This is a genomic window from Vibrio vulnificus NBRC 15645 = ATCC 27562 (genome assembly GCF_002224265.1).
GTDB classification, from domain to species: domain Bacteria; phylum Pseudomonadota; class Gammaproteobacteria; order Enterobacterales; family Vibrionaceae; genus Vibrio; species Vibrio vulnificus.
This window is the reverse complement of record NZ_CP012881.1, coordinates 2,085,261-2,110,218: the sequence shown is the minus strand read 5'-3', so window position 1 is coordinate 2,110,218 and position 24,958 is coordinate 2,085,261. Positions and strand designations below refer to the sequence as shown.

Annotated in this window: 22 protein-coding genes; 13 read left to right on the top strand and 9 right to left on the bottom strand. The window is 46.8% G+C overall.

Annotation, left to right across the window (positions count from 1 at the left end):
* The first annotated feature begins 58 nt into the window (after window positions 1–58).
* From sfsA to panC, 7 genes are all read left to right on the top strand, one after another.
* Window positions 59–775, top strand: a complete 717-nt coding sequence (gene sfsA / locus AOT11_RS09935) for a DNA/RNA nuclease SfsA (RefSeq protein WP_017421209.1) — start codon at window positions 59–61, stop codon at window positions 773–775.
* A gap of 132 nt (window positions 776–907) precedes the next feature.
* Window positions 908–1,354 (top strand): RNA polymerase-binding protein DksA, encoded by a 447-nt coding sequence (dksA, locus tag AOT11_RS09930; RefSeq protein ID WP_017421208.1) that lies wholly within the window; start codon window positions 908–910, stop codon window positions 1,352–1,354.
* 62 nt (window positions 1,355–1,416) lie between these two features.
* On the top strand, window positions 1,417–2,298 hold the full coding sequence (gene gluQRS, locus AOT11_RS09925) for a tRNA glutamyl-Q(34) synthetase GluQRS (protein ID WP_026060807.1): 882 nt from the start codon (window positions 1,417–1,419) through the stop codon (window positions 2,296–2,298).
* Between the two features lie 81 nt (window positions 2,299–2,379).
* Complete coding sequence (gene pcnB, locus AOT11_RS09920; protein WP_026060806.1) at window positions 2,380–3,747, top strand: polynucleotide adenylyltransferase PcnB; 1,368 nt, start codon at window positions 2,380–2,382, stop codon at window positions 3,745–3,747.
* Window positions 3,744–4,229: a 2-amino-4-hydroxy-6-hydroxymethyldihydropteridine diphosphokinase gene (gene folK, locus AOT11_RS09915; RefSeq protein ID WP_017421205.1), complete on the top strand. Its 486-nt coding sequence runs from the start codon at window positions 3,744–3,746 to the stop codon at window positions 4,227–4,229. The genes pcnB and folK overlap by 4 nt, the downstream gene beginning before the upstream one ends.
* 23 nt (window positions 4,230–4,252) lie before the next feature.
* Entirely contained in the window at window positions 4,253–5,047 is a 795-nt protein-coding gene (gene panB / locus AOT11_RS09910) for a 3-methyl-2-oxobutanoate hydroxymethyltransferase (RefSeq protein ID WP_011079565.1), read from the top strand.
* Between the two features lie 12 nt (window positions 5,048–5,059).
* Entirely contained in the window at window positions 5,060–5,965 is a 906-nt protein-coding gene (panC, locus tag AOT11_RS09905; RefSeq protein ID WP_017421204.1) for a pantoate--beta-alanine ligase, read from the top strand.
* A gap of 97 nt (window positions 5,966–6,062) precedes the next feature.
* Here panC and AOT11_RS09900 read toward each other — a convergent pair whose 3' ends face one another.
* The 3 genes from AOT11_RS09900 to AOT11_RS09890 form a co-directional block, all read right to left on the bottom strand.
* Window positions 6,063–6,833 (bottom strand): ABC transporter permease, encoded by a 771-nt coding sequence (locus tag AOT11_RS09900; protein ID WP_026060805.1) that lies wholly within the window; start codon window positions 6,831–6,833, stop codon window positions 6,063–6,065.
* A gap of 1 nt (window position 6,834) precedes the next feature.
* Window positions 6,835–7,758 carry an ABC transporter ATP-binding protein gene (locus tag AOT11_RS09895; protein WP_017421202.1) on the bottom strand — a complete coding sequence of 308 codons (924 nt, stop codon included), beginning with the start codon at window positions 7,756–7,758 and terminating at the stop codon, window positions 6,835–6,837.
* Window positions 7,759–7,925: 167 nt separating this feature from the next.
* Complete coding sequence (locus AOT11_RS09890) at window positions 7,926–9,596, bottom strand: SulP family inorganic anion transporter (RefSeq protein ID WP_026060804.1); 1,671 nt, start codon at window positions 9,594–9,596, stop codon at window positions 7,926–7,928.
* Between the two features lie 241 nt (window positions 9,597–9,837).
* On the opposite strand from AOT11_RS09890, the gene can reads away from it, so the two are divergent.
* Window positions 9,838–10,506 carry a carbonate dehydratase gene (gene can / locus AOT11_RS09885; protein ID WP_026060803.1) on the top strand — a complete coding sequence of 223 codons (669 nt, stop codon included), beginning with the start codon at window positions 9,838–9,840 and terminating at the stop codon, window positions 10,504–10,506.
* A 98-nt stretch (window positions 10,507–10,604) separates the two neighbouring features.
* On the opposite strand, the gene hpt is transcribed toward can, so the two are convergent.
* Entirely contained in the window at window positions 10,605–11,135 is a 531-nt protein-coding gene (gene hpt / locus AOT11_RS09880; protein WP_011079559.1) for a hypoxanthine phosphoribosyltransferase, read from the bottom strand.
* Window positions 11,136–11,526: 391 nt separating this feature from the next.
* Here hpt and AOT11_RS09875 point away from each other — a divergent pair, with 391 nt between their 5' ends.
* Window positions 11,527–12,144 carry a LuxR/HapR/OpaR family quorum-sensing transcriptional regulator gene (locus AOT11_RS09875; protein ID WP_011079558.1) on the top strand — a complete coding sequence of 206 codons (618 nt, stop codon included), beginning with the start codon at window positions 11,527–11,529 and terminating at the stop codon, window positions 12,142–12,144.
* A 131-nt stretch (window positions 12,145–12,275) separates the two neighbouring features.
* Here the strand turns inward: AOT11_RS09875 and lpdA are convergent, their stop codons facing one another.
* The 5 genes from lpdA to ampD all read right to left on the bottom strand — a co-directional run bounded on the left by lpdA (window position 12,276) and on the right by ampD (window position 20,318).
* On the bottom strand, window positions 12,276–13,703 hold the full coding sequence (lpdA, locus tag AOT11_RS09870) for a dihydrolipoyl dehydrogenase (RefSeq protein ID WP_011079557.1): 1,428 nt from the start codon (window positions 13,701–13,703) through the stop codon (window positions 12,276–12,278).
* Between the two features lie 257 nt (window positions 13,704–13,960).
* The gene (gene aceF, locus AOT11_RS09865; protein WP_017421199.1) at window positions 13,961–15,856 is read right to left on the bottom strand and encodes a pyruvate dehydrogenase complex dihydrolipoyllysine-residue acetyltransferase; all 1,896 of its coding nucleotides are present in this window, start codon (window positions 15,854–15,856) and stop codon (window positions 13,961–13,963) included.
* A 19-nt stretch (window positions 15,857–15,875) separates the two neighbouring features.
* Window positions 15,876–18,536, bottom strand: coding sequence for a pyruvate dehydrogenase (acetyl-transferring), homodimeric type (gene aceE / locus AOT11_RS09860; RefSeq protein ID WP_017421198.1), 2,661 nt, complete (start codon window positions 18,534–18,536; stop codon window positions 15,876–15,878).
* A gap of 53 nt (window positions 18,537–18,589) precedes the next feature.
* Entirely contained in the window at window positions 18,590–19,357 is a 768-nt protein-coding gene (gene pdhR / locus AOT11_RS09855; RefSeq protein ID WP_011079554.1) for a pyruvate dehydrogenase complex transcriptional repressor PdhR, read from the bottom strand.
* 388 nt (window positions 19,358–19,745) lie between these two features.
* On the bottom strand, window positions 19,746–20,318 hold the full coding sequence (gene ampD, locus AOT11_RS09850; protein WP_017421196.1) for a 1,6-anhydro-N-acetylmuramyl-L-alanine amidase AmpD: 573 nt from the start codon (window positions 20,316–20,318) through the stop codon (window positions 19,746–19,748).
* Window positions 20,319–20,410: 92 nt separating this feature from the next.
* Here ampD and nadC point away from each other — a divergent pair, with 92 nt between their 5' ends.
* The 4 genes from nadC (at window position 20,411) to AOT11_RS09830 (ending at window position 24,934) form a co-directional block, all read left to right on the top strand.
* Window positions 20,411–21,298 carry a carboxylating nicotinate-nucleotide diphosphorylase gene (nadC, locus tag AOT11_RS09845; protein ID WP_017421195.1) on the top strand — a complete coding sequence of 296 codons (888 nt, stop codon included), beginning with the start codon at window positions 20,411–20,413 and terminating at the stop codon, window positions 21,296–21,298.
* A 222-nt stretch (window positions 21,299–21,520) separates the two neighbouring features.
* A complete protein-coding gene (locus tag AOT11_RS09840) occupies window positions 21,521–21,970 on the top strand; it encodes a pilin (RefSeq protein WP_176309687.1) in 450 nt (149 codons plus the stop codon).
* A 4-nt stretch (window positions 21,971–21,974) separates the two neighbouring features.
* The gene (gene pilB, locus AOT11_RS09835; protein WP_017421193.1) at window positions 21,975–23,660 is read left to right on the top strand and encodes a type IV-A pilus assembly ATPase PilB; all 1,686 of its coding nucleotides are present in this window, start codon (window positions 21,975–21,977) and stop codon (window positions 23,658–23,660) included.
* Between the two features lie 47 nt (window positions 23,661–23,707).
* Window positions 23,708–24,934 carry a type II secretion system F family protein gene (locus AOT11_RS09830; RefSeq protein ID WP_017421192.1) on the top strand — a complete coding sequence of 409 codons (1,227 nt, stop codon included), beginning with the start codon at window positions 23,708–23,710 and terminating at the stop codon, window positions 24,932–24,934.
* Window positions 24,935–24,958: the final 24 nt, after the last annotated feature.

The window sequence follows — 24,958 nt, the reverse complement described above, 5'->3', positions numbered from 1 at the left end:
CCTTATGCTTAAATGGCGGCCACATTGTACATAAAAACCCGCTCGTCTAAATAAGCAAATGCATTTCGAACCCGCGCTAGATTGCGCTCTATTACAAAAACGCTATAAACGCTTTCTCGCCGATGTGACCTATCAAAGCGGCGAGACAGGCACGATTCATTGTGCCAATACTGGTGCCATGACTGGTTGCGCAACCCCTGGTGATAAAGTGTGGTATTCCACTTCTGACAACCCCAAACGAAAATACCCCCACAGTTGGGAAATCACAGAAACGCAGCAGGGTCACCTTATCTGTGTCAATACCCTTCGCGCTAACCAGCTCGCAGTGGAAGCGATTGAACAAGGCTGGATTAAAGAGCTCTCAGGGTATGAGCAACTTCAAACTGAAGTGAAATATGGTCATGAAAATAGTCGAATTGATATCTTGCTCAGCGCAAGCGACCGACCAGCATGCTATATAGAAGTAAAGAGTGTCACCTTGCTAGATGACACCGAGCCTGGACAAGGCTTCTTTCCTGATGCAGTGACCACCCGTGGACAAAAACACCTGCGAGAGCTCACAGAAATGGCACAAAATGGAAGTAGAGCCATACTTTTATTTGCTGTTTTACATTCAGGTATTGAAAAAGTTGCTGCGGCGCTCCATATAGACGCCAAATATTCCCAATTACTAAAACAAGCACAAAAAGCCGGAGTTGAAGTCCTCTGCTATAAAGCAGAGATCAGCAATACTGAAATCAAACTCAATTCTGCTATTGCGTTTAACAATAGCTAGAAAAATGATGTGGTCTTCACATTGACGTTAAGTTTACGATTGATAGTTTGCCAGCACCGCCTCTTTCTGCTATAGATACCCGCCTTAAATTAGCTGCTTAGCAGTTGACTAGGTGTAAGTAGGAGATGCTGTATGCCAGAATCGAAGAAAAAAACGCTAGGCATCCTAGCCATTGCAGGTGTGGAGCCATATCAGGAAAAAGCCGGTGAAGAATACATGTCACCAGGCCAAGTGGCTCACTTTAGAAAGATTTTAGAAGCTTGGCGCAATCAGCTTAGGGAAGAAGTTGACCGTACTGTTCACCATATGCAGGACGAAGCGGCGAATTTTCCTGACCCAGTTGACCGTGCCTCTCAAGAAGAAGAATTCAGCCTAGAACTGCGTAACCGTGACCGCGAACGCCGCCTGATCAAGAAAATTGAGAAGACGCTGGATAAAATCAAAGATGATGATTTCGGTTTCTGTGAATCTTGTGGTGTGGAAATCGGCATTCGTCGTTTAGAAGCGCGCCCAACTGCCGATCTTTGTATCGACTGTAAAACGCTTGCAGAGATCAAAGAGAAGCAAATGCAAGGTTAAGAATAACCTGCCTAACATGATTAAGGGAGCTGATGCTCCCTTTTTGTTTTGAGATGACATCCATGAGCTACATCGGTCGTTTTGCCCCTTCCCCATCAGGCCCATTGCATTTTGGCTCTTTGATTGCCGCTTTAGGCAGCTACTTTCAAGCCAAATCTCAGCATGGTCAGTGGTTAGTGCGTATTGAAGATCTCGATCCGCCTCGAGAAATGCCGGGGGCGGCGGATTTGATTTTAAAAACGCTCGAAACTTATCACTTATTTTGGGATGGCGAAGTGGTTTACCAAAGCCAGCGTCATCACCTCTATCAAGCGCAAATTGATCAATGGCTGCAAAGCGGTCAAGCCTATTACTGCCAGTGCAGTCGCAAGCAGATCAAAGAAATGGGTGGCTATTACAACGGCCATTGCCAAGAGTTGCATTTGGATGAAGGGGCTATTCGTCTCAAAATGACGCAGCCCATCACTCATTTTGACGATCTTCGTCATGGGCAGATGCAGATTCCTCTTGAACTCGCGCAAGAAGATTTCATCATCAAACGCCGTGATGGTTTGTTTGCCTATAATCTTGCAGTGGTATTGGACGATATCGATCAGGGTGTGACTGAAGTGGTGCGTGGCGCTGATTTGATCGAACCAACCGGTCGTCAAATCAGCTTGTACCGCATGCTCGGTCAAGTTCCTGTCCGATATTTGCACTTGCCACTGGCAATGGATAAAAATGGCAACAAGCTCTCCAAACAAAATCATGCCACTGGCATTGATTTGACACATCCAGCCTCTATGATTCTTGAAGCGATGGCTTTTTTAGGTTTTGCCATTCCCAAAGAACTTCATCAGGCCAATTTGGATGAAATTCTGCGTTGGGGTGTACAAAATTGGCACCTAAATCAGTTGCCCGAGTCGCTAGAAATCACGGCGCGATTCTCAAATGGCACGGCGTGAGCTATTATAGGGCGCAAATTCAGGCCAAATCGGCGTAAAAAAACTAACCCATGCAAAGTGATGATCATTCACTGTTGCCAGATGCACATGAATAAAAACGAATATACAACATGCGATTCCACCACGTGTCCGGAACTCGCTTTAAATGTCATTACTCGTCAAGAGCACAATATTTCGCGCAAGCAGATTAGCGACCATGCGCTAAAAGTACTGTACCGACTTCATGGCGCCGGCTTCGACGCTTATCTTGTTGGCGGTGGCGTACGTGATTTACTGCTGGGACAAAGCCCAAAAGATTTTGATATTGCAACCAACGCGACACCTGAGCAGCTAAAGCAGTTATTCCGTAACTGCCGCCTGATTGGTCGCCGCTTTAGACTGGCGCATATCATGTTTGGTCGCGAAATCATTGAAGTGGCCACGTTTCGTGGACACCACCAAGATGCCAATTCGCAGATCTCCCAGCAGTCAAAAGAAGGCATGCTGTTGCGTGATAACGTGTATGGCACCATTGATGAAGATGCTGAGCGACGTGACTTCACCATCAATGCGATGTATTACAACATTGCCGATTACTCAATACACGATTACGCAGGTGGTGTTGAAGACCTTGAAGATCGCTTAGTACGCTTAATTGGCGACCCAGAAACTCGCTATCGTGAAGATCCTGTACGTATGCTTCGCGCGATTCGATTTGCCGCCAAGCTCGACTTCGATATCGAAGAAGACACGGCAGCACCGATCGAAGAGATGGCGTATTTGTTAAGAGACATCCCTGCCGCGCGTTTATATGAAGAATCGCTCAAGCTACTGCAATCGGGCCATGGCTTGGAAACGTATCACCTCATGCGTGAATACAATCTATTCCAACAAATGTTCCCAGCGATCTCAGCTTATTTCACCGAGGATTACTCTTCCAAAACTGAGCGGATGTTGGACCTAGTCTTAGACTCCACCGACATTCGTGTCGAAGAAGGCAAGCGCATTAATCCCGCTTACATGTTTGCAGCTATGCTGTGGTATCCACTGCTTGAGCTGGCGGACAAATTGATGGATAGCCACAATTTGTGTCACTACGACGCCGTCATGGAAGCGAGCAACCTGATCCTTGATGAGCAGGTGCGTTCGATTGCTATTCCGCGCCGCCACACCGCAACCATTCGTGAAATTTGGCAACTGCAACTGCGTCTACCTCGTCGCAACGGTAAACGTGCATTCCGCTTAATGGAACTCAACAAATTCCGTGCGGGTTTCGATTTCCTCGAAATGCGTGGTGAAGTGGAAGGTGGAGAGACAGCCAAACTCGCTAACTGGTGGAACACCTTCCAAAACGCAGGACGTGAAATGCGTCTCGCGATGGTGAACGATCTAGAAGGCCCTGCAGGTGGTTCAAAAACTGGCCGTAAGCGTCGCTCCTTTAATAAGAAAAAGAGCAGAAGCCAATCATGATCACTGCCTATATTGCCATTGGCAGTAATCTTGCCGATCCTGTTAGCCAAGCCAAAAGCGCCATTGAAGCACTAAAAACGCTGCCAAAATCGCGCCTACTTGTCGCTTCACAGCTCTACAGCAGCTCCCCGATGGGCCCGCAAGATCAACCAGACTACATCAATGCGGTCGCTGCCATAGAAACCGAATTAACGCCGTTGGAACTGCTCGATTGCACTCAAGCCATTGAACTGGAACAAGGGCGTGTCCGTAAAGAAGAACGTTGGGGCCCAAGAACCCTCGATTTAGATATTATTCTTTACGGCGATGAGGTGATCGACTCCGAGCGATTGACCGTTCCTCACTACGGAATGAAGGAGCGCGAATTCGTGCTCTACCCGCTCGCTGAAATCGCACCAAATTTAACCCTCCCTGATGGGACCGAGCTATCTCAACTTCTCACAATAGTGGATAAGAATGGCCTCGGCATTTGGCATTCATAGCCAAATCCTGGTAAGGAAAAATCATGAAAAAAATCACCATTAATGACCTGATTAAGTGGAAGCAGGAAGGTCGTAAATTTGCGACTTCAACAGCATACGATGCAAGTTTTGCGCAACTTTTTGAGAGCCAAGAAATGCCAGTATTACTGGTCGGCGACTCTCTTGGTATGGTGTTGCAAGGCAAAAATGACACGCTTCCAGTGACTGTTGAAGACATTGCTTACCACACACGCTGTGTTCGTGCGGGTAGCCCAAACTGTCTATTGATGGCGGATATGCCATTTATGAGTTACGCCACACCAGAGCAAGCCTGTGAAAACGCGGCGCAATTAATGCGAGCGGGCGCCAACATGGTCAAAATCGAAGGTGGCGATTGGTTGGTTGATACGGTAAAAATGCTTACAGAGCGTGCGGTTCCAGTGTGTGCCCACCTCGGTTTAACACCACAATCCGTTAATATTTTTGGTGGTTACAAAGTGCAAGGCCGCGATCAGGAAAAAGCCGATCGCATGGTCAAAGATGCACTAGCGTTGCAAGCGGCAGGTGCACAAATCGTCCTACTTGAGTGTGTACCAGCTGAGCTAGCAGCGCGAATTACTCAAGTACTGGATGTACCTGTGATTGGTATTGGCGCTGGAAATGTCACTGATGGCCAAATCCTCGTGATGCACGATATGTTTGGTATTTCAGCCAATTACATGCCAAAATTCTCGAAAAATTTCCTGGCAGAAACAGGAGATATGCGCAAAGCCGTGGCGCTGTACATGGAACAAGTACAAGCAGGCACCTTCCCTGATGAAGCGCACACCATTGCTTAGAGGATAATGTAAATGCAAACCTTTGCCGAAATTTCAGCCCTTCGTGAACAGATCAAAACGTTCAAACGCGAAGGACGTCGAATTGCTTTTGTTCCAACCATGGGCAATTTACATGAAGGCCACTTGACGCTAGTGCGTAAAGCTCGTGAGCACGCCGATATCGTGGTTGTCAGTATTTTTGTTAACCCAATGCAGTTTGATCGCGCTGACGATTTAAATAATTATCCAAGAACGTTGGAAGATGATCTCAGCAAACTCAACGGTGAAGCAGTTGAACTGGTCTTTACGCCAACGCCAGAAATGATCTATCCAGAAGGCTTGGATAAGCAGACTCTCGTTGAAGTCCCTGGCTTATCAACCATGCTGGAGGGGGCATCGCGTCCAGGCCATTTCCGCGGTGTCGCGACAGTGGTGACCAAGCTGTTTAACATTGTTCAGCCAGATGTGGCTTGCTTTGGTGAAAAAGATTTCCAACAGCTCGCTATCATTCGCAAAATGACCACCGATTTAGCAATGGACATTGAGATTATTGGTGTGTCTACCGTGCGTGAGATGGATGGCCTTGCCATGAGTTCTCGCAATGGCTTGTTGACCATTGATGAGCGCCAACGTGCGCCCGTCTTGGCTCGCACCATGCGTTGGATCAGCAGCGCTATCCGTGGTGGCCGTGATGACTTTGCTTCTATCATTGAAGACGCCAGCGATCAATTGCGCGCCGCAGGCTTACACCCGGATGAAATTTTCATTCGTGATGCACGCACTCTACAAGCGGTCAATGCGGAGAGCACGCAAGCCGTTATTCTGATGTCCGCTTTCTTGGGCAAAGCTCGCCTGATCGACAATCAAGTTGTGGAATTAGTGAAAGACAGCAAAGAAGAAATCGACAGCACCGAATCAGAAAGTGAAAACAGTCACTGATGTGTCATCACTGACCTAAACACTTCCCGCACAAAGAATAAAGGGATTGCCATCGGCAATCCCTTTTTGTTATCTGTGAACTGAACATGAGTTTTCGTTAAGAACGCAAACCGATACCACGTGTCACTAAGTAGTGCGCTACGCCATAAAGTAAGACAACAAACGCACTTAGCACCGTAAACGATGTGGCGATCCCCACATCAGAAACGCCCAAGAAACCATAACGAAACGCGTTAACCATATAAACAATCGGGTTGATTTGCGACACACCTTGCCAAAACTCAGGCAATAACTGAATGGAGTAGAAAACACCGCCAAGATAGGTCAATGGCGTGAGCACAAACGTGGGGATAATTGAAATATCGTCAAACGTTCGGGCAAAAACCGCGTTGATCAAACCACCTAATGAAAAGACCACCGACGTCAAAAAGACCGTCGCAATGATGATTCCCCAATGCTCAACTTGCAAATCAACGAACAGCAAAGAGACCATGGTAACCATGGCACCCACCAGCAAACCACGAGCGACACCGCCCATGACAAAACCAAAAATAATCACGTAATTCGGCACAGGTGCCACTAACAACTCTTCGATGTTGCGCTGAAATTTGGCACTAAAGAATGATGAAGCAACGTTGGAATAGGAGTTGGTGATCACCGACATCATGATCAAACCGGGTACGATATATTCCATGTAACTGAAACCTTTCATTTGGCCAATGCGAGAGCCAATCAAATTACCAAAAATAATAAAATACAGCGTCATGGTAATGGCTGGCGGCACCAAGGTTTGGACCCAAATCCGAGTAAAGCGGTTAATCTCTTTGGTTAACAGGCTACAAAAAGCGGTCCAATAAAGACGATACATATTATTTCTCCTTCGCCTGTTCACGCACGATGTTCACAAACAGCTCTTCTAAGCGATTGGCTTTATTACGCATCGACATGACCATAACGCCCTGCTCACTCAACTGACTGAACACATGGTTTAACGGCTGGCTTTTCTCCACTTCGATCTCTAAAGAGTCATTTTCAACACGAGATGACACCACTCCTTCCAAACAAGGAATCGGCGAATTCGGGGCAAGATCCAAAATGAATGTTTCCACATCTAACTTAGCCAGCAACGACTTCATCGTGGTATTTTCAATTAACTCACCTCGGTTGATGATGCCGATATTGCGGCACAGCATTTCAGCCTCTTCCAAATAGTGGGTGGTCAAAATGATGGTAATACCCTGCTTTTGATTGATCTCTTTGAGAAACTCCCACATTGAACGACGCAGCTCGATATCAACACCCGCCGTTGGCTCATCTAAAATCAGCAGTTTAGGTTCATGCATCAGAGCACGAGCGATCATCAGACGACGCTTCATCCCACCAGAAAGATTTCTTGCTCGCTCTTTGCGTTTTTCCCACAAATCGAGTTTGGTCAGATACTTTTCTGCTCGTTGCTTGGCAAGTTCACGTGGCACACCGTAATAACCCGCCTGCTGCAACACGATCTGCTCTACGGTTTCAAACTGATTGAAGTTGAACTCCTGTGGCACCAAGCCAAGATGTTGCTTTGCCAACTCCAAATCGCGATCAATGTCGTAACCAAAGACTTTGACGTTGCCCGATGTTTTGTTCACCAGAGAAGAAATCACACCTATTGTGGTGGATTTCCCCGCGCCATTTGGCCCCAGCAGCGCATAAAAATCCCCTTCTTGCACGCCTAAACTGATGCCTTTTAGCGCCTCGAAGCCTCCAGCATACGTTTTTCGTAGCTGCTCAATTTGTAATGCATACATAATGTTGTATTGCTCTTTTTCTCTATGATGCCTATCAAATGACGCTTGAGTGGCGATTTTTCAACCCTACATTAGCAATTAATCATAAAAAACTGCCCGCACGGATAATAAAAACGCAGAGGAAGACCTCTGCGTTTTTCTGCGACTCATTCACCCGCTTTACACGTTTAAACAAACGCGCCTTGGTGCTCATCTTGCTCAACTTTGTTCACCGCAGCGTTGAGTGCTTCATAGCGGAATTTAAAGGTATTTTCATCCGGCACCAAATCCAGTACGTGGAACTTTTCAAGCTGCTCACGAACTCGCTCATTCGGGCAGAGTAAGTAGACATCGCACTGAGCTTCTTGCGCATCTTTAATGGCGTTTTCTAATGCGAGGCCAACGGTGACATCAATCATCGGCACGTCGGTCAGATCAAGAATCATCGCTTCGTAATCGGCAATGCTGCTGTGCTGACGCGAGATCGCTTTCGAGACACTGAAAATCATCGGGCCAGAGAGGTAAAAAAACAGCACTTTGCCATTGGCACGATCAAGCAAGCCACGCTCACTGTCTGTCAGTGGCACATCGTTTTCATCCGCGTCACTGATTGCTTTCACTTGCTTGGCTTGCACGCGACTGAGGCGCTCGATAATAAGGATATTGGAAATGAAGACACCTAGACCCACCGCCACAATCAGATCGACAAACACCGTCAGCAGCATCACGCCATACATGATCGCCATGCCTTGCACGCTCACTCGGTGCGCGCGTTGAATAAAGCTCCAGTCCAAAATGCCGAAACCGACGTACACCGCAATCCCCGCCAGCACTGCCATTGGGATAGGTTCCGTCAATCCGCTCGCTACCAGTACAACCAGCGCCAGAATCAAGGCGCGAATCACGCCAGATAACGGCGATCGCGCCCCCACCTGGATATTGGTCACTGTCCCCATGGTCGCGCCCGCACCAGGCAATGCACCAAACAGGCCCGAGATCATGTTCGCCAAACCTTGCCCGCGTAGCTCTTTATCTGAATCATGCTCTTTACGCGTCAAAGAGTCGCCAATCACGGCCGTCAGTAAGGTATCAATACAACCGAGCGTGCCCAGCACCAAAGCATCAATCACCATCGCGGTGAAGATTTCGCCATTAATCACAGGCACAACAAGAGAAGGCAGACCCGTTGGAATTTCGCCAATTCGGCGCACATCATCAAAATCAAAGACGATGACAGAAAGCAACGTGACCGCCACTAAGGCAACCAATTGCGCAGGGACATATTTGCGGTACTGCTTTGGGAAAAAGAACAGAATGCCCAACGTCAGCAAGCCAAGGAAAAACTCACTAAACTTCATGTTGGAAATCGTCTCAGGCAACGCAGACAGTGTACCAAGAACCCCACCGGCTGGCGCTGCATGCCCAAGTAGCGGGGACAGTTGCAAAATGATCAGTATCACGCCGATGCCAGACATAAACCCCGACACCACGCTATACGGCATTAGGGTAATGTATTTGCCTAACTTCAATGTGCCGATCAGTACCTGAAAAGCACCAGCCATCATGACAATGGTAAAACTGATGGCAATACCAGATTCTGGGTATTTCGCCACCATGCTGGTCAACACCGCGGTCATGATCACCGTCATTGGCCCGGTCGGTTCAGAAATGAGGGTTGATGAACCACCAAATAACGCCGCAAATAAACCGACTAAAATCGCTCCCCACAAACCGGCTTCAGCCCCAGCTCCAGAGGCCACACCAAATGCTAATGCCAGTGGCAGAGAAATAATGGCTGTGGTGACCCCACCAAACAGATCCCCTTTCAGATTGATATCGTTAAAACGATCTCCAAACATCACTCAGCTCCCTGTAAAAAACATAAATCGCGCAACTTTAGCAAAAGTTAACCTATTTCGTTAAGTGTTAATTAGATCTCATAAGTTACACCATATAACTTACGGTTTGGTTAACGGCTAAGTTTATGATTTTTTATGCCATAACTAGTCAGATGAGTACTTTTCTGCCAATTTATTTCGGGCGGTAAATTGTAACATTGTGTATAGTGATGCAAGAATTTTTAGGGAAGTAAGACGCAACATGCCGGAAATCAAGCAATTATTTGAAAACAACTCAAAATGGTCCGAAGAGATCAAATCGCATCAACCGGAGTATTTTTCCAAGTTAGAAGAAGGGCAAAACCCCGGCTTTCTCTGGATTGGGTGTTCCGACAGTCGCGTTCCCGCAGAACGCTTGACTGGGCTTTATTCGGGTGAACTATTTGTTCACCGTAATGTGGCCAACCAAGTGATCCATACCGATTTAAACTGCCTTTCGGTTGTGCAATACGCCGTTGACGTTTTGAAAGTCAAACACATCATCATCTGTGGTCATTACGGCTGTGGAGGGGTGAACGCAGCGATTGAAAATCCGCGCCTTGGTTTGATCAATAACTGGCTACTGCACATCCGCGATCTCTACCTCAAACATCGCAATTGGTTAGGTGAACTACCAAAAGAAAAATGGGGCGACAAACTGTGTGAAATTAACGTCGCAGAGCAGGTCTACAACTTGGGCAATTCGACTATTATGGAAAGCGCTTGGGAGCGTGGACAAGAAGTGGAAATTCACGGTGTGGTGTATGGTATTGGTGATGGCCGCCTGCAAGACATTGGCGTGCGTTGCTACAGCCGCGAGTCACTCGAAGTCAACTATCAGGCTGCGATGGCAAAAATCCTCAATAGCGACGTGATGAAGTTCCACGAATAGCGCCATCGTCAGATCGCCGACACAATCCGTGTTCTAGAGATAAAAATGCAATGGCCCGCTGTATCAGCGGGCCATTATTTATCTCAACCTTTGCCCACTTATTCTTGTGGAACCACTTTACCAATGAAAGGTAGATGACGATATTTTTGTGCGTAGTCGATACCAACACCCACAACAAACTCATCAGGGATCTCAAAACCAATCCACTTCACTGGAACAGGCACTTCGCGACGTGAAGGCTTGTCTAATAAGGTACAAATTTCGATAGACTTAGGTTCTCTTAAAGACAGGATCTCTTTAATTTTGTTCAGAGTATTACCTGTGTCGATAATGTCTTCGACGATCAAGACATCCTTGCCTTTGATGTCATCATCGAGATCTTTCAGAATGCGAACGTCACGCGAGCTTTCCATTGTATTACCGTAGCTAGAAGCCGTCATAAAATCGACTTGGTGCGTTAGTTCAATGGCACGAGCAAGATCCGCCATAAAAACAAACGAACCACGTAGCAAGCCGACTAGCACAAGATCTTCACTGCCTTGGTAATGCGCAGTAATCTGTTTACCTAATTCACGAACTCGTTCCTGAACGGTCTGCTCAGAAATCATAACTTCTACTGTATGTTTCATACTGTACTCAATGTTTTATCGTTGCTAATGGTGAGTTTCGTACCCGAGCAAAGTGTCGCTTAGGTCAATACGCAAACGTTCACCTGAAATTCTCGCGTAGTGTAACACTCCGCAAAGCAATCTTTAACCCCCAAAGGAAGAAGTTGTGCCAGTGCAATACGCTATTTACTATCACATCAATAAACGAGATCTCGATGCCAATTTAAATAAAAGTTGCTCAAGATAGATATCAATATTGACATTACTGTTCATTTATTCACCACAAGTTATTGACCCAATGCATATGCACCATTACACTCATGGAGCTAAAAGCAATTATTAAAACAATCAATAGGAACAGCTAAGCCGTTCCATTTTATATAAAAACAACTCATTGGTAAGGAAACAACCTATGGACTCAATCGCAAAGAGACCGCGAACTCGCTTATCTCCGCTAAAACGTAAACAGCAGCTCATGGAAATTGCACTGGAAGTGTTTGCTCGTCGTGGCATTGGCCGCGGTGGTCACGCAGACATCGCTGAAATTGCGCAAGTTTCTGTGGCGACCGTCTTCAACTACTTCCCAACTCGCGAAGATCTTGTAGACGAAGTGCTTAATCATGTCGTTCGTCAGTTTTCTAATTTCCTATCTGACAACATCGATTTGGATCTTCACGCTAAAGAAAACATCGCCAACATCACCAACGCAATGATTGAGCTTGTGGTGCAAGACAATCACTGGTTGAAAGTTTGGTTCGAGTGGAGTGCGTCAACGCGTGACGAAGTTTGGCCTCTGTTTGTCACCACCAACCGTACTAATCAGTTGCTGGTACAAAACATGTTCATCAAAGCCATTGAACGCGGTGAAGTGTGTGATCAACACAACCCAGAAGATTTGGCAAACCTGTTCCACGGCATTTGTTACTCGCTGTTTGTTCAAGCAAACCGCACCAACAATACTGCAGAGCTAAGCAAACTGGTCAGCAGCTACTTAGACATGCTATGCATCTATAAACGCGAACACGAATAGCACCAGTAACCTCATATAAAGGTTGGCCACGGCCAACCTTTTTTATGCCGAGTAAAACGTGGGGCCATTTTTGAGGAAACAAAAAACCGCTGATGATTCAGCGGTTTTATTTTGACTATTCGCTAAGAAGATTATTTTTTCTTCTTCGCTTTCGCGTTTGGTAGGTCAGTGATCGTACCTTCAAACACTTCCGCCGCTAGACCAACAGATTCGTGTAGCGTTGGGTGAGCGTGAATTGTCAGTGCGATATCTTCAGCATCACAACCCATCTCGATAGCAAGGCCAATTTCACCAAGCAGTTCACCACCGTTGGTACCAACGATAGCACCACCGATAACGCGATGTGTTTCTTTGTCAAAGATCAGCTTTGTCATACCGTCAGCGCAGTCAGAGGCGATTGCACGACCAGAGGCTGCCCATGGGAAAGTAGCCACTTCGTAGTTGATGCCTTCTGCTTTCGCTTCTTTCTCTGTCTTACCAACCCACGCCACTTCTGGCTCAGTGTAAGCAATTGAAGGAATAACTTTAGGATCGAAGTAGTGCTTCTTACCAGAGATAACTTCTGCAGCCACGTGACCTTCATGCACACCTTTGTGCGCAAGCATTGGTTGACCAACGATGTCACCGATAGCAAAGATGTGAGGAACGTTAGTACGCATTTGCTTGTCAACGTTGATGAAGCCGCGCTCGTCGATTTCAAGACCCGCTTTTTCACCGTCGATCAGTTTACCATTTGGTACACGACCGATAGCAACAAGAACCGCATCGTAGCGCTCAGCTTCTGCTGGTGCTTTTTTGCCTTCCATTGAAACGTAGATACCATCTTCTTTCGCTTCAACTGCCGTTACTTTCGTTTCCAGCATTAGGTTAAATTTCTTGCTGATACGCTTGGTGTAAACCTTCACGATATCTTTATCTGCCGCAGGAATCACTTGATCGAACATTTCCACAACGTCGATCTGTGAACCTAGCGAGTGGTAAACGGTACCCATTTCTAGGCCGATGATACCACCCCCCATGATCAGCAGCTTTCCAGGAACTTCTTTCAGTTCAAGCGCATCCGTTGAGTCCCAAATACGTGGGTCTTCATGTGGGATAAATGGCAGTTTGATTGGGCGAGAACCTGCAGCGACGATCGCGTTGTCGAAGTTAACCACGGTTTTACCGTCTTCACCTTCTACTTCAATCGTGTTAGGGCCAGTGAATTTACCAAAGCCATTCACCACGTTCACTTTACGCATCTTCGCCATACCGCCAAGACCGCCAGTCAACTGGTTGATAACTTTTTCTTTCCAAAGACGAATTTTGTCGATGTCTGTTTGAGGCTCGCCAAATACGATGCCGTGCTCAGCAAGCGCTTTTGCTTCTTCGATCACTTTCGCAACGTGAAGCAGTGCTTTCGATGGGATACAACCCACGTTCAGACACACACCACCAAGAGTGTTGTAACGTTCAATAAGAACAGTGTCCAGACCTAAGTCTGCACAACGGAATGCAGCGGAGTAACCAGCAGGACCGGCACCAAGTACTACCACCTGGGCTTTAATTTCTTTGCTCATTTTGACCTCTTGTAGTCATTATCCCTAACAGGCTGAGTGAGTTTTGATTTTTGTTTAAGAGTGGTTTGTTTTAAACATTTTCAGACCGCCAACAGTTTACAGAGATGTTAATGGTGTGAAAAGTAAATCAATTTAGCCTGTGAGCCAGACGACAATTCGATGGACAAAAAACACACGCGTGCTCGCTTGTCATCCAATTGTCCGATAATTCTATTAACAGAGGCGGCTGTTAGGCCGCCTCTCAATATTCACGTCGATTACAGAACCAAACGACGAATGTCAGATAGGCACTCGTTTAGGTAAGTAATGAAGCGCGCACCTTCAGCACCATCAATCACACGGTGGTCGTATGACAGAGATAGCGGCAGTTGTAGGCGAGGAGCGAACTCTTTGCCATTCCAAACAGGCTTGATCTCAGACTTAGATACACCAAGGATACCCACTTCTGGCGCGTTTACGATTGGTGTAAACGCAGTACCACCGATACCACCTAGGCTTGAAATCGTGAAACAGCCGCCTTGCATGTCCGCTGCAGTCAGCTTACCAGCACGTGCTTTCTTAGAAACCACCATCAGTTCTTCAGATAGCTCGTAGATACCTTTCTTGTTCACATCTTTAAAGACAGGAACCACTAGGCCGTTTGGCGTATCTACCGCAATACCGATGTTCACGTATTTCTTCAGAATCAAGCTTTCACCGTCGTCTGATAGCGAAGAGTTGAACGCTGGGAATGCTTCTAGTGCTTTCGCTGCCGCTTTCATGATGAACACAAGTGGCGTGATCTTCATGCCCGAGTCTTTCTTCGCTTCAATCGCGTTTTGCTCTTTACGGAAGTTTTCTAGCTCAGTGATATCCGCGTTATCCCACTGTGTAACGTGAGGGATCATTACCCAGTTACGATGTAGGTTTGCACCCGAGATCTTCTTAATGCGAGATAGTGGCTGAACTTCTGTTTCACCGAACTTGCTGAAGTCGACTTTCGGCCATGGTAGTAGGCCAAGCGCTGCGCCATCGCCTTTACCAGAAGCCGCTGCAACTGCACCAGACTCAAGACGCTTAAGTGCGTCTTTCACGTAAGCTTGAACGTCTTCTTTCAGGATACGGCTCTTACGACCAGAACCTTTCACTTTAGAAAGATTTACGCCGAACTCGCGAGCTAGACGACGAACCACTGGAGATGCGTGAGCATACTCGTCGTTTTCTTTGAAATCACTAGTCGTTGCTTGAGCTTCCGCTTTTGCTACTGGAGCTACCGCTGGAGCTGGAGCTGGAGCTGGAGCTGCTGATTGAGCTGGAGCTGCGGCTGCAACTGGCGCTGCACCGGCTACTTCGAACACCATGATCAATGAGCCAGTTGATACTTTATCGCCAGCTGCAACTTTGATTTCTTTAACCGTACCAGCGAATGGCGCAGGGACTTCCATAGAAGCTTTGTCACCTTCAACAGTAATCAGAGATTGCTCTTCAGTTACTGTATCGCCAACCGCTACCATGATTTCAGTGACTTCTACTTCATCGCCACCGATATCTGGAACGTTAACTTCTTTACGTTCCGGCGTTCCGGCGCCAGATGCTGCTGCCGGAGCTGCCGATGCAACGGGTGCAGGTGCTGCTGCGCCTGAACCGGCCACTTCAAAGATCATTACCAGTGAACCCGTCGATACTTTATCGCCTGCAGCCACTTTGATTTCTTTTAGCGTACCCGCGAATGGCGCTGGTACTTCCATTGAAGCTTTGTCACCTTCTACTGTCAGTAGAGATTGCTCTTCAGCGATTGAATCGCCAACAGCAACTAGGATTTCAGTCACTTCTACTTCGTCGCCACCGATATCCGGTACACAAACTTCTTTCAGTTCACTTGCTGCTGCAGGTGCAGCTACTGGAGCTGCTTCTGCCGCTGGAGCAGGCGCAGCTGCGCCCGCTTCTGCTTCGAAGATCATGATAAGTGAACCCGTTGTTACTTTATCGCCAGCAACAACTTTGATTTCTTTTACGATACCCGCTTGAGAAGCAGGTACTTCCATAGAAGCCTTGTCGCCTTCTACAGTAATGAGAGACTGCTCTTCTTCAACCTTGTCGCCAACGCTTACAAGAATCTCAGTAACTTCAACCTCATCCGCACCGATATCAGGTACATTAATTTCGATTGCCATTATTCTTTCCTACCTTCAATTAAGCGTATAGCGGGTTAGTTTTTTCAGTGTCGATGTCGAACTTCTTAATTGCTTCTGCAATCACAGATTTCTCAACGTCACCACGTTTCGCCAGTTCAGTTAGCGCTGCAACCACAACGTAACCTGCGTTCACTTCGAAGTGACGACGTAGATTTTCACGGCTGTCTGAACGACCAAAGCCGTCAGTACCCAGCACTTTGTAAGACTCAGCAGGAATGAATGCACGAACCTGCTCTGCGTAGTTCTTCATGTAGTCAGTCGCAGCGATTGCAGGCTCAGTACCCATTACTGTTTGGATATAAGGTACTTGCGCTTCTGCTTCTGGGTGAAGCATGTTGTAACGCTCACACGCTTGACCATCACGAGTCACTTCATTGAACGACGTTACAGAGTAAACGTCTGACGCAATACCGTACTCATCGCTTAGGATTTGAGCCGCTTTACGCACTTCGTTCATGATAGTACCAGAGCTCATTAGCTGAACTTTACCTTTCGAACCCGTGTAAGTTTCTAGCTTGTAGATACCCTTACGAATGCCTTCTTCAGCGCCTTCTGGCATTGCTGGCATTGCGTAGTTCTCGTTCATCAGAGTTAGGTAGTAGAACACGTTCTCTTGATCACCATACATACGACGGATACCGTCTTGTAGGATAACCGCAACTTCGTAAGCGAATGTTGGGTCGTAAGAGATACAGTTCGGTACAGTACCTGCCATGATGTGTGAGTGGCCGTCTTCGTGCTGCAGACCTTCACCGTTTAGCGTTGTACGACCTGCTGTTGCACCCAGTAGGAAACCACGAGCTTGTTGGTCACCCGCCATCCATGCCATGTCGCCAACACGTTGGAAACCGAACATAGAGTAGTAGATGTAGAACGGGATCATTGGTAGGTCATTTGTCGAGTATGACGTTGCCGCAGCAACCCATGAAGACATAGCACCTAGCTCGTTGATACCTTCTTGCAGTACCTGACCTGACGTTGCTTCTTTGTAGTAAGAAACGATGTCACGGTCTTGTGGTGTGTAGTTCTGGCCGTGCGGGTTGTAAATACCGATTTGACGGAACAGACCTTCCATACCGAATGTACGCGCTTCATCAGCAATGATAGGAACAATGTTCTTACCGATGTTCTTATCTTTAAGCAGTACGTTTAGAGTACGCACAAACGCCATGGTTGTAGAGATGTCACGCTTCTGCTCTTCTAGCAGAGGTTGGAACTCCTCAACCGCTGGAATCACAAGCTCTTGGGTAAAGTTAGGTAGACGCTGTGGCGTGTAACCTTTCAGCGCTTTACGACGAGCGTGTAGGTATTCGTATTCTTTCGAACCTTCTTCCAAAGTTAGGTATGGAAGTTCTTTCACCGCTTCGTCCGTTAGGATGTCTTGAAGACCTAGGCGATCACGTAGATGTAGAACGTGAGTCATATCCATCTTCTTAACTTGGTGCGCGATGTTCTTACCTTCTGCCGCTTCACCCATGCCGTAACCTTTAACAGTTTTCGCTAGGATAACCGTTGGACGACCTTTGGTGTCTTGTGCATTTTTGAATGCAGCGTACAGTTTAGAAGACTCGTGACCACCACGCTTAAGTGCGAAGATTTCGTCGTCAGTCATGTCTGCAACGAGCGCTGCAGTTTCAGGGTACTTACCAAAGAAGTGCTCACGTACGTACGCGCCATCTTTCGATTTGAATGTTTGGTAGTCACCATCGATGGTTTCGTTCATCAGTTGAAGAAGCTTACCCGTGGTGTCTTTTGCTAGTAGTGAATCCCAGTTGTTACCCCAGATAACCTTCACTACGTTCCAACCAGCACCTTTGAATAGACCTTCAAGTTCTTGAATGATCTTACCGTTACCCATAACAGGACCGTCTAGACGCTGTAGGTTACAGTTGATTAGGAAACATAGGTTGTCTAGTTTTTCACGCGCAGCAAAAGAGATTGCACCACGTGATTCTGGCTCATCCATCTCACCGTCACCTAGGAACGCGTATACACGCTGCTCAGAGGTGTCTTTCATGCCACGGCCTTCAAGGTACTTCAGGAAGCGCGCTTGGTAGATCGCAGAAATCGGACCAAGACCCATAGATACGGTTGGGAACTGCCAGAACTCAGGCATTAGTTTAGGGTGTGGGTATGATGGGATACCTTTGCCGTCCACTTCTTGACGGAAGTTGTCTAGTTGCTCAGCCGTTAGACGACCTTCAACAAAAGCACGTGCGTAGATCCCTGGAGAAATATGGCCTTGGTAGTAAACCAAATCGCCACCATCTTTCTCGTTTGGTGCACGGAAGAAGTGGTTGAAACAGGTTTCGTAGAATGCTGCAGAAGACTGGAAAGACGCCATGTGGCCGCCTAGCTCTAGGTCTTTCTTAGAAGCACGTAGAACGATCATGATTGCGTTCCAACGGATGATGGAACGGATACGACGCTCAAGCGTAGTATCACCAGGGTAAGCTGGTTCTTGGTTCGCTGGAATAGTGTTGATGTAGTTGGTTGTGATGCCAGTTGGCATATCAACGCCATCTAGGCGAGCTTTGTCTAGAACTTGCTCTAGTAGGTACTGTGCACGTTCTACACCTTCTTCACGAACTACTGACTCAAGTGCTTGTAACCATTCTTGAGTTTCAAGTGCGTCTACGTCATGCTTCATATCAGACATGGCGATCTATCCTTCTGTTGGTTGGATCTACGTTAAACTTGCAATGAGTCCGATTAAGACTCATTACCTCGTTGAATTCGACGCAAAGAGCGTTCTCTACGTGACTCTTCACGAGTCAAATCCAACAATGTTTCTTCGATGTACGCTAAATGCGAATGGGACATTTCACGCGCCTTTTCTGGCTGACCAGAAACAATCGCATCCACAATATTAGCCCGATGTTTACTGACTTTTTCCACCACTTCAGCGCGGCGGTGCAGCAATTTCAGATTCTGTAAGACATTTTGCTCGAGCAACGGAGAGAGACTACGAACAATATGCAGCAGCACGACGTTGTGCGAGGCTTCAGTTAATGCAACCAAAAATGCCATCACAGCGGCCGCTTCCGCTTCTACATTCTGTTTTGTCTGCTCTGCGCTAATCTTTTCCAGGCAGGCCTGAATACGGGCAAAGTCTTGCTCGGTACCACGCAATGCAGCGAAATACGCAGAAATACCTTCCATCGCATGACGCGATTCAAGTAAATCAAGCTGTGTTTCAGAGTGGCTGGATAATAAATTTAGCAGAGGATCAGAGAAACTTTTCCAAATGTTCTCACTGACAAACGTGCCACCGCCTTGACGACGAGTAAGCAGACGTTTGGCTTCCAAGCGTTGAATCGCTTCACGTACAGAAGGACGAGACACCTCGAACTGTTTGGCCAGTTCGCGCTCTGGAGGCAATTGTTGCCCCGGTGCCAATATTCCCTCGACGATCAATCTTTCCAACTCTTGTTCAATCACATCAGAAAGTTTCGGCTGACGAATCCTTTGATAAGCCATATTTATTATTCTTTTTCTCTTTGCTGTTAATTGGTAATACCAATTCTAAGTTGGTGCAGAAATTAACATAATTAAAACGCAACTGTCCAGCCAAAAATTGACCTAAATCATAGAACAACTCAAGCTTCAACACTTTGCTAACATTCGCTCATTAAAACGGCAATAGAATTGGTCTTACCAATTACAAATAGTAAACAGATGGGGAAAGGGCGTGCTAGCAAAACGGTTAAAGAAAAACAAAAAAAGACAAAATATTTTGCCTCATTTGCCCCCCAAGTCGCTTACCCCATGATTAAACGTAGTTAACTTTTAACAAGACGAAATAATTTTCGATATAAAAAAAGGTAAGCCATGATGCTTACCTTTTCGTGACAACCTTGCGATGGGTTTACATTTTTGCAACCGACCCCTCTTGAGAAAGTAAAGTGCGATAATAACGCCAGTCAAAACTTAAACCGGGATCGGTTTTTCTCAACGGTGCAATGTATTGGTGGCCAGTAATGCGAGGCAGGGTGATGTTCGGGTATTGGCGCATCAAGGTTTTGCTGAGCTCGCTTAATGCTTGATATTGCGCTTCGGTATAAGCGACAAAATCACTGCCCTCAAGCTCAATACCTATCGAATAGTCATTACAACGCTCAACCCCGGCAAAACTGGATGCACCCGCATGCCAAGCGCGATCATCAAAAGAGACAAACTGCACCACTTCCCCATCTCTTTTAATCAAGCAGTGAGCCGAGACGCGCATCTGATGAATCACTTGGAAAAAAGGATGCTCGCTTGGGTCCAACTGGCCTTGAAAAAAGTCCTCTATATAGCGGCCACCAAATTGACCCGGCGGCAGGCTAATATTGTGCACCACCAGCAAAGAGATCGGTGCTCCTTGAGGCCTCGCATCAAAAAACGGTGACGAAACTCGTTTAACCCCCTCCAACCATCCTTGCGTGATCACCGCTTGCATATCATCTCCATGGGTTTGTCAATTAACTGCTGAAATTATTACCTACGCAGAGTATCATTCGTTGCCATTCCCCTTTCAAGATAAGATTTGCGATGAAGAACACACATAACAGCCAAGAACGCCTTGAATATTTAAAGCAACAACTTCCTATCGAAATCACCCGAGCGGTTGCCGATACGCTTAAAGAAGACTTGGGCGGTTCGCTAAACGCTGACAATGATGTGACTGCCGCGCTTATCCCAGCAGAGGCGATGAATACCGCCACTATCATCACTCGCGAACACGGCGTATTTTGCGGCCAAGCATGGGCGGATGAAGTGTTCAAACAGCTCGGTGGCAAAGTGACCATTGAGTGGCACGTCAAAGATGGCGACAAAGTCGAACCGAATCAAACACTTTGCACACTCACTGGCCCAGCCCGTGATTTGCTGACGGGCGAACGCAACGCGATGAACTTTATCCAAACCCTTTCTGGTTGCGCGACCATCACCGCACAATACGCCGCGAAAATTGCCCATACCGAGTGTCGCTTATTAGATACGCGCAAAACCATCCCTGGCCTACGCAGCGCGCTAAAATACGCCGTGGCCTGTGGCGGCGGCTACAACCACCGAATTGGCGTGTTTGACGCTTACCTGATCAAAGAAAACCACATCATTGCCTGCGGTGGCATCACTCAAGCGATCACCAAAGCAAAAGAGCTGCAACCTGGAAAGCCCGTGGAAGTAGAAACAGAGAATCTCGATGAACTGCGTGAAGCCATTCACGCGGGCGCAGACATCATTATGCTCGACAACTTCACCACCGAGATGATGCGCCAAGCGGTGGCCATTAACGCAGGCCGCGCAGCACTGGAAAACTCAGGCAACGTGACATTAGACACCATTGCAGAATATGCGGAAACCGGCGTGGATTACATTTCGGTTGGCGCCCTGACCAAACATGTAAAAGCGATGGATTTATCGATGCGTTTCAAATAGATATCGACCAGATCACAAAACGGGAGCCTCAGGCTCCCGTTTTTATTTGAGCTACGAAATTTTGGGTCAGCATCGCATCTTGTAAGTAACCAGATGTAAATAAAGCGCAAAGAATTTTAAATCACTCGAGTGATGCTCTTGGTGTGATTTTCACTCATCTACTCCTTGCATAATCTAGCCACAAGCTCGCGGAGCGAATTTGATAGATTAAAGGAAATTATGATGAAGAAATTAAACAAAACCAAGAAACAACAAGGTTTTACCTTGATTGAGTTAATGATAGTGGTGGCAATCATTGGTGTGTTAGCTGCAATTGCTATCCCGGCATATCAAAATTATGTCAAAAAATCTGAGGCAGCTATTGGTTTAGCTACAGCAAAATCACTAATAACAAACGTAGATATGTATATACAAGAAAAAGGAAACTTCCCTACGAATGATTCGACAGGCTTTACTGCGGTAGGTGCAACAACGACAATGAATAAGTTAGGCACTTTGTCTTTCGAGAGTATAAGTGGCGCCAATGGCACGATTAAGTTTTTATTTAACAATAAATCTTCAATAGATACAGCCTTCGTATCAATAGCAAAAACAAATAGTGGTTGGAGCTGTAGCTTTACAACTAGCAATAAACTTACAAACGAAGAAATACCAAAAGCTTGTCAGCCATAAAGAAATGACTAACCTTGCCACAATTCTTCGTCAGGCCAATCAACTCAGCCTAACGCAAGAACAAGCGTGTCGAGAAAACATCCAAGCTTCTGGTGTGACAGCACCGGAAGCTTTGTTGCAACTGGGATTTTTCCAGCCTGATGAACTAACCGAAAAGCTAAGTGCGATTTTTGGCTTACCACGCACTGACCTCAACCAATATGACTACCAAGAGCTGTGTAATCAACTTGGGTTGCGTGAGCTGATCACTCGTCACCAAGCACTGCCACTGCAAAGAAGCAACGCTGGTTTAATACTCGCGGTTGCAGACCCGACCAATATTCAAGCTGAAGATGATTTCCGTTTTGCCACAGGCGTGCAGGTGGAGATTGTTTTAGCCGATTGTCAAGATCTGCAAGCGGCGATTCGTAGACTCTATGGAAAGAGCATCAAACAGAGCCAAGGCTCTGGTTTAAAAGAGATTCACCAAGATGAACTGGCGAATTTGGTCGAGGTTTCAGATGACGAAGTCGAGTCCATTGAAGACTTAAGCCAAGATGAATCCCCCGTTAGCCGCTTTATCAATCAAATTCTGCTTGATGCGGTGCGCAAAGGCGCGTCCGATATTCATTTTGAACCGTACGAAAACCAATACCGCGTACGATTGCGTTGCGATGGTATTTTGGTGGAAGTGCAACAGCCTCCAAGCCATTTAAGCCGCCGTTTATCCGCGAGGATCAAAATCCTCTCCAAGCTGGATATTGCGGAAAGGCGTCTGCCACAAGATGGACGCATTAAGCTACGCCTTAACCAAGAAACCGCGATTGATATGCGCGTTTCCACTTTACCTACGCTGTTTGGTGAAAAAATTGTGCTGCGACTTCTCGACAGCTCGAGTAGCAGCTTGGATATTGATAAGTTAGGCTACAACCCGCAACAAAAGCAGCTCTACCTCGATGCCCTGCGCAAACCGCAAGGAATGATTTTGATGACAGGTCCAACGGGCAGCGGCAAAACCGTTTCGCTGTACACAGGCTTGAGTTTGCTTAACCGACCTGAAGTGAATATCTCCACCGCGGAAGACCCGGTCGAAATTAACCTCCCGGGAATCAACCAAGTGCAAGTGAAACCCAAAATTGGTTTTGGTTTTGCCGAAGCATTGCGTTCTTTTCTCCGTCAAGACCCGGATATCGTCATGGTGGGGGAAATTCGAGATTTGGAAACCGCCGAGATCGCCGTCAAAGCAGCCCAAACCGGCCACCTTGTGCTATCCACCTTACATACCAACTCGGCTGCTGAAACCATTGTTCGTCTATCTAACATGGGGATCGCCAGCTTTAACTTGGCTTCATCCTTGAGTTTGATCATTGCTCAGCGTCTGGCTCGTCGGTTATGCAGCCATTGCAAGCAACCTCATCCATACAACGCAACATTTGAGTTACTCGGTCTAAAAGCTGACGACTTGATTTATCAAGCTGATAGACAGGGTTGCCATCATTGTACTCATGGTTATTCCGGTCGTGTCGGTATATACGAAGTCATGCCTTTTGATGAACAGCTTGCAGAGGCGATAGTGAAAGGCGCCTCGGTACAAAGCTTGGAGATGCTCGCTCGGCAAAAAGGCATGATGACACTCAAAGATTCCGGCCTTGAAAAACTCAAACAGGGCATCACCAGTTTAGAAGAGCTGCAACGCGTCCTCTATTTGTAATTTTTATAGTTTGTTATCTTGATACTCATCGCACTGAAGGAAGCGATATGAAGCTTAAAACCCATTCACAAATCAAAAACTATCAATGGAAAGGGATTAACGGAGCCGGAAAAAAAGTCTCCGGCAACACGCTCGCGCTTACCGAGCTTGAGGTGCGTGATAAGCTGAAAATGCAGCATATCCAGATCAAAAAGATCAAGAAATCCAGTGTGTCAGTCTTCACAAGGTTAAGCCATAAAGTCAAAGGTAAAGACATCACACTGCTTACCCGCCAACTCGCCACCATGCTGACCACTGGTGTTCCTATTCTACAATCGCTCAAATTGGTTGCCGACAACCATCGCAAAGCTGAGATGAAATCAATCTTAGCCAGTGTGAGCAAAGCCGTTGAAGCAGGCACGCCGTTATCCAAAGCGCTTCGCAGTGCCAGCCCACAATTCGATGGCATTTATGTTGACTTAGTCGCCACTGGTGAACAATCGGGTAATCTTGATCAAGTTTTTGAACGCCTCGCTTTTTATCGGGAAAAAAACGAGCAGTTGCGAGCAAAAGTGGTCAAGGCATTGATTTATCCCTGCATGGTCGTGCTGGTCGCGTTGGGGGTCTCTTATTTAATGCTGACCAAGGTTATTCCCGAGTTTCGCAAAATGTTCACCGGATTCGGCGCAGAACTACCTTGGTTTACGCAAAAAGTCTTAGACCTGTCTGATTTTGTGCAAGCCTACAGTAGTTGGTTTTTCATTACGTTGTTCAGCGCCATCTATTTACTTCGCGGTCTAAGCAAAAAATCACCCGCATTTCGCTTAAAAATGTCACGCTTGAGTTTAAAGATCCCTGTGATTGGAGGAGTCTTATCCAAAGCAGCGATTGCCAAATTTAGCCGCACATTAGCCACCAGTTTCAGTGCGGGTATCCCGATCCTCACCAGTTTAAAAACCACCAGTAAAACCGCTGGCAATCTGCATTACCAATATGCGATTGAAGATGTTTATCGTGACACCGCAGCCGGAATGCCAATGTACATCGCCATGCGTAACAGCCTTGCTTTCCCAGAATTGGTACTGCAAATGGTGATGATTGGTGAAGAATCTGGCCAAATGGACGATATGCTCAACAAAATTGCCACCATCTATGAGTTTGAGGTGGATAACACCGTCGACAACCTCGGTAAGATTCTCGAGCCGTTGATCATCGTCTTTCTAGGCGTTGTCGTCGGCGGATTGGTCGCCGCCATGTACCTGCCGATCTTTAACTTAATGAGTGTTATGGGATAAGATAACCCCCACTGCTTACCTTTT

What these genes read in the sequence shown, in the direction of transcription:
- sfsA (WP_017421209.1), top strand. Translation starts at nt 59, where the DNA reads ATGCATTTCGAACCCGCGCTAGATTGCGCTCTATTACAAAAACGCTAT.
- dksA (WP_017421208.1), top strand. Translation starts at nt 908, where the DNA reads ATGCCAGAATCGAAGAAAAAAACGCTAGGCATCCTAGCCATTGCAGGT.
- gluQRS (WP_026060807.1), top strand. Translation starts at nt 1,417, where the DNA reads ATGAGCTACATCGGTCGTTTTGCCCCTTCCCCATCAGGCCCATTGCAT.
- pcnB (WP_026060806.1), top strand. Translation starts at nt 2,380, where the DNA reads ATGCACATGAATAAAAACGAATATACAACATGCGATTCCACCACGTGT.
- folK (WP_017421205.1), top strand. Translation starts at nt 3,744, where the DNA reads ATGATCACTGCCTATATTGCCATTGGCAGTAATCTTGCCGATCCTGTT.
- panB (WP_011079565.1), top strand. Translation starts at nt 4,253, where the DNA reads ATGAAAAAAATCACCATTAATGACCTGATTAAGTGGAAGCAGGAAGGT.
- panC (WP_017421204.1), top strand. Translation starts at nt 5,060, where the DNA reads ATGCAAACCTTTGCCGAAATTTCAGCCCTTCGTGAACAGATCAAAACG.
- AOT11_RS09900 (WP_026060805.1), bottom strand. Translation starts at nt 6,833, where the DNA reads ATGTATCGTCTTTATTGGACCGCTTTTTGTAGCCTGTTAACCAAAGAG.
- AOT11_RS09895 (WP_017421202.1), bottom strand. Translation starts at nt 7,758, where the DNA reads ATGTATGCATTACAAATTGAGCAGCTACGAAAAACGTATGCTGGAGGC.
- AOT11_RS09890 (WP_026060804.1), bottom strand. Translation starts at nt 9,596, where the DNA reads ATGTTTGGAGATCGTTTTAACGATATCAATCTGAAAGGGGATCTGTTT.
- can (WP_026060803.1), top strand. Translation starts at nt 9,838, where the DNA reads ATGCCGGAAATCAAGCAATTATTTGAAAACAACTCAAAATGGTCCGAA.
- hpt (WP_011079559.1), bottom strand. Translation starts at nt 11,135, where the DNA reads ATGAAACATACAGTAGAAGTTATGATTTCTGAGCAGACCGTTCAGGAA.
- AOT11_RS09875 (WP_011079558.1), top strand. Translation starts at nt 11,527, where the DNA reads ATGGACTCAATCGCAAAGAGACCGCGAACTCGCTTATCTCCGCTAAAA.
- lpdA (WP_011079557.1), bottom strand. Translation starts at nt 13,703, where the DNA reads ATGAGCAAAGAAATTAAAGCCCAGGTGGTAGTACTTGGTGCCGGTCCT.
- aceF (WP_017421199.1), bottom strand. Translation starts at nt 15,856, where the DNA reads ATGGCAATCGAAATTAATGTACCTGATATCGGTGCGGATGAGGTTGAA.
- aceE (WP_017421198.1), bottom strand. Translation starts at nt 18,536, where the DNA reads ATGTCTGATATGAAGCATGACGTAGACGCACTTGAAACTCAAGAATGG.
- pdhR (WP_011079554.1), bottom strand. Translation starts at nt 19,357, where the DNA reads ATGGCTTATCAAAGGATTCGTCAGCCGAAACTTTCTGATGTGATTGAA.
- ampD (WP_017421196.1), bottom strand. Translation starts at nt 20,318, where the DNA reads ATGCAAGCGGTGATCACGCAAGGATGGTTGGAGGGGGTTAAACGAGTT.
- nadC (WP_017421195.1), top strand. Translation starts at nt 20,411, where the DNA reads ATGAAGAACACACATAACAGCCAAGAACGCCTTGAATATTTAAAGCAA.
- AOT11_RS09840 (WP_176309687.1), top strand. Translation starts at nt 21,521, where the DNA reads ATGAAGAAATTAAACAAAACCAAGAAACAACAAGGTTTTACCTTGATT.
- pilB (WP_017421193.1), top strand. Translation starts at nt 21,975, where the DNA reads ATGACTAACCTTGCCACAATTCTTCGTCAGGCCAATCAACTCAGCCTA.
- AOT11_RS09830 (WP_017421192.1), top strand. Translation starts at nt 23,708, where the DNA reads ATGAAGCTTAAAACCCATTCACAAATCAAAAACTATCAATGGAAAGGG.